The organism is Neobacillus sp. DY30 (assembly GCF_030123065.1).
GTDB lineage: Bacteria > Bacillota > Bacilli > Bacillales > Cytobacillaceae > Neobacillus.
Genome location: NZ_CP126093.1, coordinates 325,294 through 344,458, shown reverse-complemented (window position 1 = coordinate 344,458; position 19,165 = coordinate 325,294). Strand labels below are relative to the sequence as shown.

11 protein-coding genes are annotated in these 19,165 nt (G+C 38.9%); 2 read left to right on the top strand and 9 right to left on the bottom strand.

Translation table 11 applies throughout. The features are described from left to right. Positions 1 to 3: 3 nt before the first annotated feature. The 6 genes from QNH29_RS01760 to QNH29_RS01735 all read right to left on the bottom strand — a co-directional run bounded on the left by QNH29_RS01760 (position 4) and on the right by QNH29_RS01735 (position 8,984). Positions 4 to 2,205 (bottom strand): transglutaminase TgpA family protein, encoded by a 2,202-nt coding sequence (locus QNH29_RS01760; protein ID WP_283863165.1) that lies wholly within the window; start codon positions 2,203 to 2,205, stop codon positions 4 to 6. Beyond that, entirely contained in the window at positions 2,202 to 3,422 is a 1,221-nt protein-coding gene (locus QNH29_RS01755; protein ID WP_349654879.1) for a DUF58 domain-containing protein, read from the bottom strand. Before QNH29_RS01755 ends, QNH29_RS01760 begins: the two co-directional genes overlap by 4 nt. Next, positions 3,422 to 4,363 carry an AAA family ATPase gene (locus tag QNH29_RS01750; RefSeq protein WP_481858809.1) on the bottom strand — a complete coding sequence of 314 codons (942 nt, stop codon included), beginning with the start codon at positions 4,361 to 4,363 and terminating at the stop codon, positions 3,422 to 3,424. The genes QNH29_RS01755 and QNH29_RS01750 overlap by 1 nt, the downstream gene beginning before the upstream one ends. A 270-nt stretch (positions 4,364 to 4,633) precedes the next feature. Then, positions 4,634 to 5,464, bottom strand: coding sequence for a BglG family transcription antiterminator LicT (gene licT / locus QNH29_RS01745; RefSeq protein ID WP_283863163.1), 831 nt, complete (start codon positions 5,462 to 5,464; stop codon positions 4,634 to 4,636). A 107-nt stretch (positions 5,465 to 5,571) separates the two neighbouring features. Further along, positions 5,572 to 6,993, bottom strand: a complete 1,422-nt coding sequence (locus tag QNH29_RS01740) for a 6-phospho-beta-glucosidase (protein ID WP_283863162.1) — start codon at positions 6,991 to 6,993, stop codon at positions 5,572 to 5,574. A gap of 68 nt (positions 6,994 to 7,061) precedes the next feature. Then, on the bottom strand, positions 7,062 to 8,984 hold the full coding sequence (locus tag QNH29_RS01735) for a beta-glucoside-specific PTS transporter subunit IIABC (RefSeq protein WP_283863161.1): 1,923 nt from the start codon (positions 8,982 to 8,984) through the stop codon (positions 7,062 to 7,064). 513 nt (positions 8,985 to 9,497) lie between these two features. Here QNH29_RS01735 and QNH29_RS01730 point away from each other — a divergent pair. Beyond that, the gene (locus tag QNH29_RS01730; RefSeq protein ID WP_283863160.1) at positions 9,498 to 10,940 is read left to right on the top strand and encodes a glycoside hydrolase family 1 protein; all 1,443 of its coding nucleotides are present in this window, start codon (positions 9,498 to 9,500) and stop codon (positions 10,938 to 10,940) included. 134 nt (positions 10,941 to 11,074) lie between these two features. Here the strand turns inward: QNH29_RS01730 and QNH29_RS01725 are convergent, their stop codons facing one another. The 3 genes from QNH29_RS01725 to QNH29_RS01715 all read right to left on the bottom strand — a co-directional run bounded on the left by QNH29_RS01725 (position 11,075) and on the right by QNH29_RS01715 (position 17,485). Next, the gene (locus QNH29_RS01725) at positions 11,075 to 12,733 is read right to left on the bottom strand and encodes a glycerol-3-phosphate dehydrogenase/oxidase (RefSeq protein ID WP_283863159.1); all 1,659 of its coding nucleotides are present in this window, start codon (positions 12,731 to 12,733) and stop codon (positions 11,075 to 11,077) included. A 247-nt stretch (positions 12,734 to 12,980) separates the two neighbouring features. Beyond that, positions 12,981 to 13,913 (bottom strand): DMT family transporter, encoded by a 933-nt coding sequence (locus tag QNH29_RS01720; protein WP_283863158.1) that lies wholly within the window; start codon positions 13,911 to 13,913, stop codon positions 12,981 to 12,983. Positions 13,914 to 14,167: 254 nt separating this feature from the next. Continuing rightward, positions 14,168 to 17,485: a trifunctional glycoside hydrolase family 18/polysaccharide deacetylase/glycosyltransferase family 2 protein gene (locus tag QNH29_RS01715; protein WP_283863157.1), complete on the bottom strand. Its 3,318-nt coding sequence runs from the start codon at positions 17,483 to 17,485 to the stop codon at positions 14,168 to 14,170. Between the two features lie 576 nt (positions 17,486 to 18,061). Between QNH29_RS01715 and QNH29_RS01710 the strand changes: the two genes are divergently transcribed. Then, on the top strand, positions 18,062 to 18,997 hold the full coding sequence (locus QNH29_RS01710; RefSeq protein ID WP_283863156.1) for an LCP family glycopolymer transferase: 936 nt from the start codon (positions 18,062 to 18,064) through the stop codon (positions 18,995 to 18,997). Positions 18,998 to 19,165 lie beyond the last annotated feature (168 nt).

Here is a 19,165-nt window from a genome sequence, read left to right as displayed (position 1 = left end):
CGGTCAAGCAATTGTCTTTTTAATTAAATTTTCCCATAATTCACGTGAATCCTTCCAACTTCCCTCAGTGAGTTTTTGATGGTATAGATATTGCTCATATCTATCCGTCAGCTTAGACATCTCTCTAGAGGCAAAGAAGGTGTCGATGTATCGGGCATAACTTCTCAATGTTTGATTCTGATTACGCTTTAAGCCATAACGCTCTAATTGATCTAAAAGGATAAGATATGCTTTACCGATATTTTCATCTTTTTTTCTTAATCGGAACTGAAGCAAATATAAACGCGGGATCCACTTTCCTCGTAATCTATACATTAGACCTGCAGCACCAATAATTACCACAACCACAAATAGCACTAATTTCCAGTTTTTGCGGAAAACTGATTCTAGGTTAAGCCAGAAACCATTAAATGAAAAAGTTGTTTCTGTTTTCTGGGAACTGCCGCTATTTTCCTCTGCATTCTGCTGCGGCTTTGGTGCTGGAGGAGCAGTAGTTTCGGCTGCAGGAGTTGTTCCATCATCATTTGTAAAATCAATTGAAACACTATTGCTGAATCCCTTTGTTGGTTCAAATGGAACCCATCCTTGGTTAGGAAAATAGACTTCAACCCAGGAATGGGCATTATTATTGGTAATTTCATAAATCTGTTTTGAAGAATGTTCTTCGCTATATTCTAGAAACTTCCCGCCCGTATAACCTTTTACCCAGCGTGTTGGAATTCCAATCGATCGGAGCATAACCGCCATGGAAGTGGAAAAATTATCACAATACCCTATTTTGGTGTCAAATAGAAATTGGTCAACGTAATCATCATCTTCTCCCGGAACGGCTACATCACTTTGACTGTAGGTGAAGCCCGAATCGCCAAAATGACGCTCCACAGCTCTTGCTTTATCAAACCAGTTTGTTTCTTTTTCCGTTATACTCTGAGCCAGCTCTCTCACCCGTTTAGGAATATTTTCAGGCAATTGCGTATATCTTGCGAGAAATTCTGCGTCTATCTGTCCTTGATCTGCCGTTGTTGTTTCCCTTAGTTCAGATGCCCGATATTCCGGTACCTTATACTCCACTGAATAGGAATCAGGAGCGACTGGAGAAGAGTCGAAGCCGTTTAATATTGAGATTTTTTCCTTTGTTGCCTCAATCTCTAAAATATAATTACGTTGAAATTGTACCCTTTGGATACCAGCGGGATAAATGAGGTGATCATAATCCATAAACATAAATAAGGAGGCACTCTCATCCCGGGTTTCAACAGTTGCAGGGATAGGAGAAACAGGTATTAAATCCTCTCCTCCTATTCGGTACGGATTCAATTCTGAAGGGATCCAGCCTTTACCTGTATAATGGTCCTTCGTTTCTACCTTCCAATAATTCTTTTCTTCTGCTTCGCTCCGAAATACGATACTATCATCCCCAATAAAAGGACCCCCTAGACGGGAATCATCTGTACCGTAACCCACTTTAGCAATCCCATTGCCCGGCCCCTCTTCCCCGCCTTTATTACTGGCAGCCTTAAGGTATGGAACGGGATCCGGCCATATTGGTGCAAATTTTGGAGCAATAATGCCAATAATTACACTAAAAGCAATCATTAAAACTAATGGTCTCATCCATTTTCGCGCAGCAATAGAATTACTATTAACATTTTCCTTAACAAGAATCCGGTAATAAGTTAACATTCCCATCACTGCAAAACCGACTACAACAGTCCGGATAATGGACGTTTTTGCACTATATAATGTAAATGTATCTAAAACGGTTATATAAATCAGAGTCATAAAGAAGAAAATGAAAATTCTTTTTCGGTTCAAAAGCCAATAGCGGACTAAGTACACCATTAACCAAAGGAGGATAAACAACAAAAATGATCTAAATTCATTGGTCAACCCTAACCAATTGCGAGAGACAATCATAGTAACATTAGTGGTTAAGTCATTAGTAAAAGAAGATAACCAACTAAATTGATAAAAGCCTTCCCCATAATGAAACATATTAATTGAAAAGGCGATAAACCACACCTTAATGATCATCTGCCAAATCCACTTCATTCTAAGAAAGGCTAGTGTAAAGGATAACAGAATAAAGATGACAAACATTTCAACATGATCAGTAGTAGTTAATTGCTCGATGGGACGGAGCCATTCCCATAAAAGCAAAAAACCAAACATGTACAGTAGAAAAGATTGAAAATCTCTTTTCATCGCACATTCACCTCCGAAAAGGCTGAATCAAAATGCCCTTCATGAACCATTACTATCCGTACATTTCGTGCGTTTGCCAGGGCAATTAAAGATCTTTCCTGTTGTGTAGGGTACTCCTTTTCTCCTTTTATAAGAAATAGCGTAATCTTTCCTTTTCTTTGTCCTAGGAAGCCAGCCTTCTCTATTAAAGGCTTCGATAATTGAGCCGATACAAGTAAGAAGGATACTGTTTGCTGGGTAAACATCCCCTCGGTCTCTAACACTTTTTCAAATGAGGAAGGGCTCGCAGCTTCTATCTTTGCTAAATGGTAGAACAGCTCGTGCAGTTGATTTTCCCCGCCCCTTATAGGAAACGATGCTCTATCTCGACTTATAGTTAAGAGCCCTATTTGTGCTCCTTTCTTCAGAACGGCACGTAATAAAGAAGCCGTAAAGGAAACGATAACTTCAAAATGCTTATCAGCTACACAATCCATCACTACAAACACATCATGAGATTGACGCTGTTCAAATTCCTTTGTCATAATTTCATTACGTTTAGCAGAGGCCTTCCAGTTTATCCATGAAAATCGATCACCGGGCTGGTAGTCCCGGACACCGATTGCCAATGTAGTATCACGCTGTACCCGTTCCCTTGACGCTGTCATGCCTTGATCAAAGTGGGTTTCAAAAGGGCGGTACAGTATTTCTGTATAAGCTGGGTAGACAATAATTTTACTTTCGTTTGTCTGCGATTTTTCTTTCTCGACTAAACCAAGAATATCACCGGTTTTGACGATAAAACCATGAAAAAAATGTTCTCCCCGTGGAAGTTCGTCAATGACATATTCATAGGAAAATTGCTTCCTAAAACCCGGCAACACTAATGCCTTTGCTTTCTTTTTCTGCGGGGAATGCTTTAGCGATTCTTCTAAATCATCCTCAATGAGCAGATAAAATATTGGAAAAAACGAGTTTCGCTTTACATTTACCGTAACCTTTAGCGCTTCACCGGCACTGTAATCATTTTTGGGTATGTGTCGAGTTATTTCCAGCTCTTTCAAAGAGTAAAAGGATAAGCCGACACAATAAAGGGCAAACGGCAGAAAGCTATAAAATAAAAACCAACTTACAAATCCTCCTTGAAACATAGCATAAGAAAAGGTAAGCAGAATCAAAATTAGTAAAACGACAAACTTCCATACTTTTTTGAATGGAATCCATACCTTTTTCATCATTACCTCACAAGCCTTTGAATTGGAACAGGAATTCTAGCAATGATTCGGTTGACAATTTCTTCTGCCGAAATCCCTTCAAATTTTGCTTCTGATTTCAAAATAATCCGATGTGATAGAACGAACGGAGCTAGGTATTGAATATCGTCGGGAAGGATGTAGTCCCGGCCATACATAAAGGCATATGCCTGCGCCGTTTTCATGAGGGCAATCGAACCCCTTGGACTGGCGCCAAGGTACACTCCGGCAAATTTTCTGGTAAGGTTAACAATATCAACGATATAGCGCTTAATCGTTGGGTCCACATAGACTTCTTTGATTTCCTTCTGCAAAGCGATTAATCCCTCTAGGTCAATCACTGGATGGAGGTCTTCAATTGGAGGGATTTTTTGTGCTCGATTTAAAACTTCAATCTCTTCATCCACTTCGGGGTAACCCATTTTCATTTTCAACAAGAAGCGATCCAGCTGTGCTTCTGGCAGCGGATACGTACCTTCATACTCAATTGGATTTTGTGTCGCCATTACAAAGAATGGCTTTTGCAGTCGATGGGTAACGCCGTCTATCGTAACACTTGCCTCTTCCATTCCCTCAAGCAGTGCTGACTGGGTCTTTGGTGAAGTTCGGTTAATTTCATCCGCGAGAATAATGTTCCCCATCAACGGTCCCGGGCGGAATTGAAATTCCATTTCCTTCGGGTTATAAATCGATATTCCCGTTACATCAGATGGGAGTAAGTCGGGAGTAAACTGAATCCTGCGGAAGTTAGCATTTACAGATTTTGCGAGAGCACGGACCATCATGGTTTTCCCGACACCAGGAACATCTTCTAGCAGCACATGACCTTCGGCTAACAAGGCAATCAGGCTGAGTTCAGCGACGTTCCTTTTTCCAATCATAACTTTTTCAATGTTTAAAAGAATTTTTTCTATTATTGGATTCATTTGTTCACGTGCCACATTATATCCTCCTCAATTGTTCTATTGATATAGAACATTATATCTCACGTATTCTATTTTTCTTCGGAAATTCCTGTAAAAAGAAACGAAATATTCAAAAACTACGTGCTGGGGTTCTAGGGAGGGGGATATGGAGACTTGGCTTATCGGCACTACCTTCCGCGCCAATCAACAGGGTGCAAAATCAACAATTAGCTTAACACAGGCTTATAAAAAAGGCCTTCCACCAGCTTAAAAACTGTTGAAAGGCCTTTTCTAACGATTTACCACTCTCTGTATATGGATAGCCAAGTATAATTTTTCATTATTCGTGAGACTATAGTCAAATTGATTCTGGATATAATCATTGATTTTTTCTGCACATTCTATTGCCTCTTTATGCTTTTGCTTAAAGGACTCATACAGGAATGGGTCATCGTCTTCTATATAGTTCTTACTGTATAGTCTCTGTGCGAAAAATTTCAAGTGTGTCACAAATCGGAAATAATTCAAGGACTCCTCATCAAAGCTGATTTTATAATGGTATTTTACTATGTTTAGGATATCTTGCATGACTCTCGTAATATTAGCGACATTTGGCATTTCCTCATTCAATCCTGAGTTAACAATGTGCATAGCAATAAAACCAGCTTCATCTTCCGGCAAGAGGACACCTATTTTCTCCTCAACTATTTTGAGTGCCTCCATCCCAATTGAAAACTCATCCTTATAAAACCTTTTGATCTCCCATAATAAAGCATTTTTTATATCGTAGCCTTTGTTGTGCCGATCTACAGCAAAGTGAATATGATCCGTTAATGAGACATAAATGCTGTCGTTAAGCTTTCTGCCTAACCTGCTTCTGGCAAGTTGGATAATACCCTCTGTCACTTCCATGTATTCCATAGGCACTTCATATAAAAGAGTTTTGAATCTTTCTGATAGATCATTATTTTTTAAAACAAAGGTCTTTTCAATTTTTTCTTCGTCAACAAAATCTCCTGGCTTTTTTTGAAAAGCAAGACCTCTTCCCATGACCACTAACTCTTGGTTTTTCTCATTAAATGCGCTGATGACATTGTTATTATATACTTTGGCTATTTTCATTGGATCACCTTTATGTTCAAATATCGTATTTATACTTTTTTTATAGAAGTGTGATCGGAATAATTCAAAAGAAGGAAAGCCACATACGAGCTTTCCTTCATTATATACTATAGTCTTTCCCCATTCGAAGCAATGACATCCTGATACCAGTTGAAGCTCTTCTTATTTAAACGTTTGAGCGTTCCATTTCCTTCATTATCCTTGTCCACATAAATGTAGCCATAGCGCTTTTTCATTTCCCCAGTAGAAGCACTAACAAGGTCGATGGGACCCCAGCTAGTATAGCCGATAATTTCAACTCCGTCTTCAATCGCTTCGGACATTTCTGCCATGTGCTTTCGTAAGTACTCAATACGGTAATCGTCGTTAACCTGTCCATCATCCGTTGGAATGTCGACCGCACCTAGGCCATTTTCAACAACGAAAAGAGGTTTTTGATAGCGGTCATATAACTGATTTGCCGTAATACGGAAGCCCTTCGGGTCAATCGTCCAACCCCACTCAGACTTTTCAAGGTAAGGATTTTCTATTGAACCAAATACATTGCCTGCGGTCGTCTTATTGATTTCTGGATCCGTACTGGTTGTTCGGCTCGCATAATAGCTGAACCCGATGTAATCTACCGTGTGATTCTTTAAAAGTTCTTCATCCTGATCATCCATTTCAATCGTTAGGTTATTATCCTTAAAAAATCTCTTTGCATAACCCGGGTATTGGCCGCGAGATTGAACATCGATAAAGAAGAACGAATCGCGGTCTTTTTCCATCGCGTCGAACACATCATCCGGGTTACATGAGTAAGGATACGTTTGTCCCGCTGCAAGCATACAGCCGATTTTCATTTCAGGATTGATTTCGTGGCCAATTTTAACTGCTAAGCTACTTGCCACCAATTGGTGATGCGCAGCTTGGTACTTTACCTGCTTTTTATCTTCTCCCTCTTTAAAGACAAGGCCTGCTCCAACAAACGGCAAATGCAGCAGCATATTGATTTCATTAAAGGTCATCCAATACTTTACTTTGTCCTTGTATCTGTTAAAAAGAGTTGTTGCATATCTTTCGAAGAAAGTAACCAACTTCCGATTTCTCCAGCTGCCATAGTTCTTCACTAAGTTAACCGGTACGTCAAAGTGAGCGATCGTAACCACTGGCTCAATCCCGCACTTCAATAATTCATCAAACACGTTATCATAGAATTGAAGTCCCGCTTCATTCGGTTCAGCGTCATCACCATTTGGAAAGATACGTGCCCATGAGATTGATAAACGCAATGCTTTGAAACCCATTTCGGCAAAAAGGGCAATATCCTCTTTATAACGATGGTAGAAATCGATTGCTTCGTGTGATGGATAAAATTCCCCTTCAAGTGGTTCATATGAAGGCAGATTCCCAAACATAATCTCCCAGCGTTTGTTCCCTGTTGGCAACAAGTCCACCGTTGTGAGTCCCTTTCCATCTGCTAGATATGCACCTTCTGCTTGGTTAGCAGCAATCGCGCCGCCCCATAAAAATCCTTTTGGAAATGCCATTATATCCTACCTTTCTCTAAACAACAGGAAGAAAGGAAGATAAACCTTTCCTTTCTCCTGCAGGGTTATTATTTTACTGCTAAGTTAAATAACGAATCTCCGAATTGTACACGCTTGTGATTTGTCAGCACTAAGCCAAATTCCTTATGATTCGTCACAACGACCGGCGTTGTTAACGGCTTGCCTGCTTTTTTAATTTGCTCCATATCGAATTCAATTAGTAATTGACCCTTTTTCACATATTCACCTTGAGTAGTATGTGCTTTAAAGTACTTTCCTTCTAATTGAACGGTGTCCATTCCAATATGGATTAAAATGTCTGCACCAGAATCAGTTGTAATGCCAATCGCATGATTCGTTGGGAATAATGCTGATACCGTTCCGGATACAGGAGCAAATAACTTGCCTTGGCTAGGCTCAATTGCTACACCATGTCCAAGAGCACCGGAAGAAAATGCAGCATCTTCAATTTCTGCTAAAGCCTTTACTTCTCCATTTAATGGACTTACTACTTCTTCAAGTTGAGCTTTTGTTACTGCCACTTCCTTGGAAGCTGCTGTTGTTTCAGTTGCTGTCTTTGAAGATTTCTCTTGATTAATTCCACCAAACAAATACGTTAAAACAAATGCAACTGCAAAACCTGCAACCAATGCAATAATCGATCCATAGAAACTCATATCAAGTCCTGAACCTGGTTTGATAAAGGCCGGGAAAACGAATATACCCATTCCACCAAACATCCATAATTTACCTGCTGTAGCACCAATGATACCACCACCGACTGCACCACCAATACAGCTCATGATAAATGGTTTTTTAAGCGGTAATGTAACACCATAAATAGCTGGTTCTGTAACACCAAAAATACCTGAAATGAAAGATGAAACGCTAAGTGATTTTAATGATTTGTTTTTAGTTTTTAGCATAACTGCTAATACTGCACCGATTTGTGCAAAACATACCATAACAGTTGTTGCTAAAACTGGGTCGTTACCCATAGTAGTCAAGTTGTTAATAGCGATTGGAACAAGGCCCCAATGAAGACCGAAAATAACAAACACTTGCCAGAATCCACCTAGAACTAAACCTGCTACGATTGGGCTTAATTCATAAATCCATAAAGTCGCTGCACCTAACAAGCTGCCAGCCCATGTAGAGACTGGTCCGATAGCCAAGAATGTTAACGGTACCATAATAACAATTGTAAAGAATGGAACTACGAAAGTTTTTACTACATCTGGAATAATCTTCTTTAAGCCTTTTTCTACTCTTGACGCTACAAAGGTAGAAAGAATGATTGGAATAACACTTGATGCATAACTCATCAAAATAACAGGAATTCCTAAGAATGTAATATGAATTGGCGATTCAAAGATTGTACCTTGGAAAAGCGTCTTAGAAACTTCTCCTGTCGTTAATGTCGCTAATGTTGGGTGTACCAATGCTGCAGCGATCGCCATCCCAATAAACGGTGAACCGCCAAATTTCTTCATTGCTGTATATCCTAAAAAGATTGGCAAGAAGTTAAATAACCCATCTCCGGCAATGTTCATTAGTTGGTAAGTTCCTGAAGTTGCTTCAACCCAACCTAACGCTAAAATTAAAGCAGCAAACCCTTTGATCATACCAGTTGCAGCCAATACGCCAAGAATTGGCTGGAAAACACCTGAAATCAAGTCAATAAATCTTGCACCTAAACTCATTTTTTCATCACTGCTTGAATCACTGTTTTCACTCGCAGCCCCTAGATTTCCTACTGATAAAACAGCGGCATACACGTCAGGGACATGGTTACCAATAACAACTTGATATTGGCCGCCGCTTTTCATGACGGTTACAACACCATCCATATTCTTTAACACTTCTGTGTTTGCTTTACTTTCATCTTTTAACTTAAAACGCAAGCGTGTAACACAGTGAACAACACTGGAAACGTTTTCTTTTCCGCCGACATTCGTGAGAATATCTTTTGCTAATTGCTCATATTTCATTTTTTGACCCTTCCTTCTTTATTTGATTTTATTTTTATCTGAATTTAATTTTTATCAAATAAAAAACCTGACCTGATTAGATACAGCACACACTCATAGCAAAGAGCGTGTCGTATTCTAATCAGATCAGGTTATGCCCACTTAAGGTAACATTCCTGCGAAGGAATTTTGTTAAGTTTTATTTGATACGTGTAATTTATCACGGGTATTTGGTACGTGTCAACGCTTTCTTTTTAAAAAAATAATAATTTTATAGATTACCAGGAAGTCTCTTATATATATATAAATTTTTAAAAAATAACCGTTTACAAAAATCCTTGCTAGATCAAAAAAATGATGTTATAGTAGACGCAATTAAACAAAACAACCTTTTAGGATTGTTACTGGTTATGCAGGCAAAACCTAAATCACGTTATCTATGAGACTATTATGTCTTCATTACGTGGTTTAGGTTTTTTTATTTGCTTTTTTAGGTAAGCCGTAAGCGTAACCAAAAAAATGGAGGGATTTTAGATGAATAAATCAACCTATCAATTTCCAGAAGGATTTTTATGGGGCGGCGCAACAGCTGCTAACCAATTAGAAGGTGCCTATCTTGAAGGCGGCAAAGGAATGAACCTCGCAGATGTAATGCCTGGTGGAAAGGTAAGATTAAAGGTTATTGGAGAAACTGGTTTTGACTTTAAGATCAATAAAGAAAAATATGTCTATCCGAACCATGATGGTATTGACTTCTATCACCGTTTCAAAGAAGATATCGCTCTTTTTGCTGAAATGGGATTCAAGACATATCGCATGAGTATTGCTTGGAGCCGTATTTTTCCTAAAGGTGATGAGCTGCAGCCTAATGAAGAAGGATTAGCATTTTATGACCGTGTATTCGATGAATTGAAAAAATATGATATTGAACCGGTTGTAACCATTTCTCACTATGAGATTCCGCTTCATTTAATCACAGAATATGGCGGCTGGCGTAACCGCGAAGTGATCGGTTTCTTCGAGCGTTATGCAACAACCTTGTTCAACCGCTACAAAAACAAAGTAAAATACTGGTTAACATTTAACGAAATCAACGGTGCAACACATATGCCGCTTCTTGGACTTGGTTTCTCACCAGAGACAGAAGAAACTAAACTCCAAGATAGCTTCCAAGGTCTTCACCATCAATTCGTAGCAAGTGCCCTTGCAGTAAAAGCAGGTCATGAAATTATTCCAGGAAGCCAAATCGGCTGCATGCTTATTTATGCACCGACATATTCCTATGATTGCAACCCTGAAAACATTATGCATGCCCTACAAGAGGAGCGCCTTTTTAACAATTATTGTGGAGATGTTCAGATTAGAGGAGCATATCCAGCGTTTGCAAAACGTTTCTTTAAAGAAAACGGCATTAATCTGGAAATCAAAGATGGTGACCTAGAAATTATTAAGGAAGGCACTGTTGACTTCATTTCATTTAGTTACTATATGTCACGTACAGATAAAAAGAATAAAACACCAGAGGAAATCGGACAAGGCAATCTAATTGGCGGTGTTAAAAACCCATTCTTAAGCGCAAGTGATTGGGGCTGGGAAATTGACCCTACTGGACTTCGGATTGCTCTTAACCAATTATATGACCGTTACCAAAAGCCGTTATTTATCGTAGAAAATGGACTTGGCGCTTATGATAAAGTGGAAGAGGATGGCTCAATCAATGATGATTATCGTATTGATTATTTAAGAAGCCATATCGAAGCAATGGGTGAAGCCATTGAAGATGGTGTAGATTTAATGGGATACACTCCATGGGGCTGTATCGACCTAGTGAGTGCATCAACAGGCGAAATGTCCAAGCGTTATGGATTTATCTATGTTGATAAGCATGATGATGGAAGTGGAACACTTGAGCGTAGTAAGAAGAAATCGTTCTTCTGGTATAAAAACGTGATCGCTACAAACGGGCAAGAATTATAATAGTAAAAAAAGCAGATACCATTTAAAAAGTATAACACCTTCGAAAATGTAGCATTCATCAAGTACATTTATCGGAGGTGTTTTTACATAACAAAATAGGCTGTAAATGGAAAAACTAATTTTCAGCTTACCCTCTACTCAGCTTCCTCATCAATCGCTGTATTTGCATCGTTTAAGTGCTTTTCCAGCTCATTTTGATATAACACTTTCTGTTCTGCCTCCCATCTTAAAACAGAAGCCATTGTATCAACCACTTTGCCCTTCCACTCTTTTGCCCAATGAATATCGAAAAGCAGAGTACCTGTTCTTCTGGAGAAAAAGTCGATAGGTTTTGTAGTCATTTCGTGTTTAATGGAATAGATAATTTGTAAGTATACATACAGCGGTATATCACTTTCAGCATCATAACCACTTCTATACTCAAGCACCTTATCGATATTCGAGCCATACCTTGTTACAAGCTTCTCGGCTTCTTTCCTTGTCAGGCCATAAGCCATTCCCTTTTTGACCTTTTCGGTTACAAATCTTTGGAATTTCTTTGAACCTCCAACATCTCCGCCTGAAATCGGTAATGTTTTGGTAAGGCATGAAGGAAACGTTCTATTTTCTTCTTCCTTAAATTTCTTTACTAGTAAATCTACTACTAACTCAGCCATTTTACGATACCCTGTAAGTTTCCCGCCAGCAATCGTAATAAGTCCTGAATCAGATGTCCAGATTTCATCCTTACGTGAAATTTCGGATGGGCTTTTTCCATCTTCATGAATTAATGGGCGTAATCCTGCCCAACTGGATTCAATATCTTTTGCCGTTATATTCAATGAAGGAAACATATAGTTAATGGCATTTATTACATACTGACGGTCTTCAGTTGTCATTCTTGGATAGATAAGATCCCCCTTATACACCGTATCTGTTGTACCTACATAGGTTTTTCCTTCCCTAGGTATTGCAAATACCATTCGACCATCTGGTGTATCAAAGTAGATTGCTTGGTTGAGAGGGAAACGACTTTGGTCAACTACTAAGTGAATACCCTTTGTTAACTGTAGTGATTTTCCTTTTCTTGATTGATCCTTTTCACGCAATGAATCTACCCAAGGTCCAGCAGCATTGACAATCTTATTTGCATGAATGACATAGGAATACTTTGTTACTTGATCAACAACTTTAACACCTTTTACTTTACCATTTTCATAGATAAACTCTTCGACTTTTGTATAATTAACAGCAACAGCACCTTGCTTCACTGCTTCTTTTATAACCTCAATCGTTAACCGTGCATCATCCGTTTTATATTCCACATAATAACCTCCGCCTTTAAGCCCTTCCTTTTTGAGCAAAGGCTCATGTTTAAGTGTTTCTTCAGCACTAAACATTTTTCGGCGCTCCCCGCTCTTAACACCTGCTAAAATATCATAAACGAATAAACCTAAAGATGTAGAGAACTTACCAAAGGTACCTCCTTGATGAATCGGAAGGAGCATCCACTCCGGGCTGGTCACATGTGGGCCATTTTCATAAACAACGGCTCTTTCTTTTCCAACTTCCGCGACCATTTTTACCTCAAATTGTTTCAAATAACGCAAACCGCCATGAACTAATTTCGTTGATCTACTTGATGTACCCGCTGCAAAGTCTTGCATTTCAACTATAGCTGTCTTGATTCCACGCGTGGCTGCATCTAATGCAATTCCACAGCCTGTTATACCCCCTCCAATAACAAGGACATCATATTTCTCTTGTGCCATTTCCTTTAGAATCAGGTTTCGATTTTCACTTGAAAAATCCATCCATCTCACTCCTATTCCTTATTTATACTGAGTTAATGGAAAGTTCGTTCCTTGTTAAAACAAAAATGAGACCATAAGCTCCGTTAGTTGAAAAAAGTGGACAATAATAAAAAGCCTCCCTTCAGTTTAGAAAACGATGGAAGGCTATCTCTATTTTGGAGATGTGGAAAGAATTGATTGTTAGTTGAAAAGGAAATAACTAGTTTTTCTAATACATCATATACGCATTTTTCCTGTTCTAGTCGTATTATATTGTCGTTTCCTCTTTTATAATCGTATCAACAGGTTTCTTCGCCTTTGCCCTGCTATCTGCGACAAGAATGGCAGAATATAAAACCAATGCGATTCCTAATACCTGCCATCCATTCAGATGTTCCCCTAGAAAAAGTACTCCCGATAGTACGGCAATTATGGGTTCGATTGTGGCTAAAATGGAAGCCTTACTAGCTTCTAAATGCTTTAGACCTGTAGTGTACAGAACAAAAGCGGCAATCGTTGCCACCAACGATAACAACACTGCTGATATCCAAACATCTGCATATTTAAATTGACCGGTTTTCTTTAGGATGTCACTTGTAAGTAACATGAATATACTCGTATAAAAAAAAGTGTAAGTTGTAATGGTCAATGCAGAATACCGCTTCGTAATAGGTTTACAGAAAATACTGTACAATGCATAACAAAATCCAGATAGAATCCCCATTAACAAGGTTTTCATCTGTATACCTTCTTGGCCGAGAGGCAGCAGGCCGACAACAAATGCACAGCCTGTAATAGCAAGAGCCAGCGCCCAGCCTTTACGAACTGTCAGGGGTTCTTTAAAAAACAGGCGGGACAGGATGGTTACAAACAGTGGACCGGTATATAAAAGTGTAACGGCAAGAGATAAACTCGATTGAGAAAAAACTTCAAAATAAAAGAAATTAAAGAATGCGATACTAAAAATTCCTGCACACGCGAAAAAAATATGATCTTTTAATCTAGTACGCAGCTGATCTCGATAAAATACAGACATAACTAGAATCAAAATAACAAAAGTAAAAACACCTCGAATGGCTACTACGTCCCAAGCCGTGAAGCCGCGGTTATATAATGGAGTAATAAATACACCAATAAGCCCCCAACATACCGCACCCGCTATTGTCATGATGTAAACTCTTAAACTCGTTCTTTTTTCCAATTTATGCACCTCATAATTCCAAAAAGGGATTGACTCCGCTTAAGTACTTCGCCATTAACCGGTTCAAATCCTTCGAAGAAACTCATTTGTTCCCTCTTAAAATCCCTTTAAGTTTAGTAGCGTATATTCAAATGGATTAAAAGGATTTGGAGGTAATTTGAGATGAAAATAGTAATAGTACCATCAGGGTTTAAGTAAAATAGAAGGAAGGTGACCTTCACCTTCCCCGTAGATATTATAAATGCCTTGGAAATCTAGATAATCTGTTTTTCTTTCAATCGTGGCTCTACCGTCAAATTTCCTGCCCGCTTTAATTTCCCCCAGCCAACACGGGTTCCTTTTAGTGCAGCAAAAATGGATTTCCACGTTACCCATAGTAATAAGTAGCGGTAGACAATTCTTTGCAAAAACAGAGAAATGAGCGGTTTAAAGCTTAACTTCTCCATCCTAAAAGCAACTAAGCAAATAAGGAAATCGACCAATAAGTAACAGGTAAAAATCAATAAGGATTTTTGGACATCACCTGCTAGAATTCCTAAAATAAACAATATATCTAAAAGCGGAGCAAAGAAAGGAACAATAAATTGAAATATAAGTAAATTCGGGAGGGCAATGAATCCGAGTGATTTATGCTTTATTCCCCCAATGGCTTTCTTATGCTTCCAAAAACATTGTAAAATTCCAAAAGTCCACCTGAATCGCTGTTTTAGGAAATCTCTAATGGTTCTAGGCGCCTCCGTATATGCATAGGCCCGTTCATCAATCACAACTTTATAGCCTTGGCGGAGGATTTTCAATGTCATATCAGTATCTTCCGCAAGAGTATCATTGGTAAAATAGCCTAGCTCTTTTACCACTTGTTTGCGCCACGCCCCTAGAGCACCCGGGACGACTGGGACACAATTAAGAGTGGCAAAGCCGCGCTTCTCCAAATTAAATCCAGTCACATACTCAATATGCTGCCAGGCAGTTAACAGGTTTTCCCTGTTCCCAACCCTCACATTTCCAGATACCGCGGCAATATTCTCATCAGCAAAATGCCGAATAAGCATTGAAATCGAATCAGGAGGAATAATGGTATCTGCATCAATGGCAACAATGATATCTCCCTTTGCCTTCGTAACTCCAAGATTGATAGCAGAGGCTTTTCCCTCGTTCTTCTTTTGCAAAAGAAGAACCTTTTTATTAGTTTCGTACTTACTGTTTACAACCAAGGAAGTCTGATCTTTGGAACCATCATCGACTACAATAACTTCTAGGTTAGGATAATCGCTTTTCAGGATTGACTCGATGGTTCTACCTATGACCTTCTCTTCATTGTAGGCCGCAATAATGACACTTACAAACGGTGTAATCTGCCCGACAGGATGACTGACATGTTTCTTATGTATAATAGCTAAACTGCCTATAAGCAAAAGGCGCAGAGCTAGAATGAACATCACACCGTAAAGCAAAAAGGAAATACCCTCTTTGAAGTTTGCTATATTGAACAGCATCACTTTATAGCTTTGTATAATCGGTTTCTCCACCTCTTGGACAGAGGGCATGATATCACTTTTAGCTTTATCCATTAGGTCGCTGACTGTAACAAATTTATATCCTTTATTCTGCAACTGTTCGATGATTTCAGGCAGTGCCTCAACGGTTGCCTGCCTATCTCCGCCGCCGTCGTGAAGTAAAATAATATCGCCGCTTGATGCCTGACTCAAAACATTCTCGACAATTTCTTTGCTATCACGCAGCTTCCAGTCCTTTGAATCTATATCATAATTGACGGTGACGTACCCCATTTGGGTCACATTCAGTAATTTTTGAAAATGTGATGGCATATACTTTGCCTCTTCATCTCCATATGGAGACCGATATAACGAGGTGGTACGTCCAGTAATTCCTTGAATGATGCGTTGAGTACTATTGAGTTCAAGCTTTAACTCCTCATCGGACATTCCAATTGTTTTTGGATGGGAAAACGTATGATTACCAATCTCATGGCCATCCCGATAAATTTGTTCAACAATATCCTGATTTTGTATTGCTTTATCGCCAATGACAAAGAACGAAGCCTTAACCTGGTATTGTTTCAGGATCTCTAGAATACGTTCTGTATATTTAGGATCGGGCCCGTCATCAAAGGTAAGGACAATCTCTTTGTCTTCCGGTTGGCTTAAACGTTCAAACTCGGAGGATACTGGGTTGGTAATATAGATTTCACTTGTAATAAAGCCAGCGTTATCAAACCGAAGGCTGCGTTCCCCCTCTTTCCAACTCTCTTTTGCCCGGTAGATATTCCCTTCTCCAGTGCTGTATATATTTCCTCCATTCTTGACAGTTAGCAATTCTTCCGTTTTATGTCCTTTAAGAATATCCCAAACAGATGGATCCTCCGATCCCAGCCTCCAAAGTGCAATTCCCTGCGCTCCTGCCTCGGCAGACATTTTCAATTGGTTGTAGAAAGTTGCACTGTCTAGGAACCATATTTCATGCACTTTGTTGTTGTCCATATATTTAAGATAAGGAGTATGGCTCATATCATCCCATTGGATGTTTAAGTCGGCTTTTTCAGCCAGTCTTGTGACGTCATCAAAGGAAACGACTTCTCCAGGCTGCTGGCTTTCCCATTCCCAGTCATATCCATAATTTCCAAGCGCAACTATCAGCTTTTCCTTTGGTAATTTTGCGAGAATTTTTTTAAACCAGGATGAAGAAGCAATGGTGCCTGGATTGTTCACATGCTCATCGTAAGCCATCACAATCAACTGATCAACGTACTTTTCCAGCTCTTTGTAATCAAACGCCTCGCTGGCAGCCGGAACATCAATGGAAACAGAGAGACCGTCAGCCTGAAATACCGTGTATAGTTCCTTTATAAACAGGGTTAATAAATCCCGGTCATTCTTGTTTAGATTCTCAAAATCGATATTGATTCCATCAAAGCCCTGCTTTTTTATCATTTCATGCAGTTTTTGAATTAATTTCGCTTTTGCTTCAGGAGAATTTAAAAGTTGATGAACTGTCTCCTGATTCCACTTGCCATTCTGTATGTTGTGAATTAACGGCACAATCTTAACATCATTCTTCTTAGCGAGCTCTACTATATCCGGTTGAATATCACTTTCAAGTTCTAGATCAGCATTTAAACTCAACCACTGCGGGATTAGAACATCGATAGTGTCAATATTTCCCATTAACGATTGCTTACTGTTGCTGTCCCAGTTCACATAAAATGCAAAAACATCATCCTTAAAGGCAACGTCCTGCTGGAGAAATTTTTTATTCATATCGGTATTTAAAGATGCAACCTGAGGGGAAGTCATGGTCTCAGATGGAATAATGTGCGAAAATTCATCCGTTTCAGTTGTCTCCAATTTAGGAATCTGGGGATTTGCATAAAGGCCTAAACCAGAAAAAAAGATCACCAGACAGAATAGAATAGCTAGAAGAGCAAAGAAAATAATCAGCAGATTCCATCTTTTACTAGATTCACTTTCAAAAATAAAATCTGTTTGGCCGGGTTCAAGGTGCAAATGGGTTTTATTATTTTTACTTCGGCTACGGAAGGTCCTTTTTGTCATTTTGTTACCTCCCTCATATCATTTTTTCTTCTATAAGATCGACTTATTAGGATCCTCCTATTTGCTATTTAAGCAGACTAATTTGTTCATCATTTCACAATGATAGCGTAGTTTTTTAAGTTGAAAGGAAACAGCTGCAAACAAAGTCGTAAATTCTGCCAGTATTCCAATCCATTACAAGAGTAACAAGAGGACTTACGAGAAGAAATAAGCTAATTTATCTAATTTTCATGGGAATTACCACTTCAAAAGAATCTCCTATGCATAATTACCTAAAAACGAATTAATTATTTACCAATATACCTATTTCAACTTCCCCTTTTTATTTCTAACGAAGGAAAATCAAGTGGGGCACAGCAATTATTTCAGTTAAATCACAATCTTTAATGTTTATGTAATAGACCATTAATATAGCAGAAATGTTTTGTTAATAAAAAAGGTTCCTCCAGACTAGGTAAAATCTACTGTTAAAGAGGATTATTGTTATTTTGTCGCTTCTCTAGTTATTTTGTCGAATACAAGTAAATTTTTTTAGATGCTAAAATAAACGATATTACTGCAAAGGAAGGTGTTTAAATGGAAAAGGAACAGATATCCCCGCCTCCTAAAAAAAGAAAGCTGGGCTTAAAAATAACACTTGGAGTCATTTTCCTTCTTATTATAGGTGCAGGCGCATACGGATTTTCCGTTTATAACTCTGTTGCCGGCACGCTCAAAAAAACACATGAACCACTGAAACGTTCTGAATCAGAGCAGCGTGTTATTAAGTTAGCAGATGGAGATCCGATTTCCATCTTATTATTTGGAGTAGACCAGCGCGAGGGAGACCGCGGGCGTCCAGACTCATTAATTCTATTAACGGCAAACCCGGAAGATAAATCGATTCAAATGGTAAGCATTCCTCGTGATACATACACCGAAATTATCGGCAAGGGTATAAAGGATAAAATCAATCATTCGTATACTTACGGAGGAGTTGATATGTCCATTAAAACCATAGAAAATTTTCTAGATGTCCCGATTGACTACTACGTGGAAGTAAACATGGATGGTTTTAAGGATCTTGTAGATGTAGTTGGCGGTGTGACCGTGGAAAACACTTTAGACTTTTCCTATGAAGGGACAGATTTCCCTGTCGGTCAACTGGAATTGAACGGTGAAGATGCACTGAAGTATTCTCGTATGCGCGCTTTTGATCCACAGGGTGATATTGGCCGACAAGAACGCCAGCGTAAAATCATTCAAGCTTTCATCAAAGAAGCGGTACAAATTGAAACTCTCACAAACTATGGTAGCATATTAGAAGTAATTGGCGATAATGTAAAAACAAATTTAACGTTTGAGGAAATGAAAGAAATTCAGACAAACTATTCCGAAACACGACACAACCTTGAACAAATCCAAATAAATGGAAGCGGCAAAGAAGAAAAGGGTGTTTACTACTACATTGTCCCTGAGACAGAACGAACAAAGCTGTCCGAGACGATTAAAAAGCACTTAGATATTCAGTAGTTTACGCTTTACTAGAAAGAAAAGTTTAGGATAAAAAATTAATCATTCACTAAAAAGGACAAAAGAAAAGGAACCTATGCTTATATTGCCATAGGTTCCTTTCAAAAAAGCTCCATGGAAAAATTAACAATCATCCTCCACCGAACCCGTCACACATTAAACTTCTCA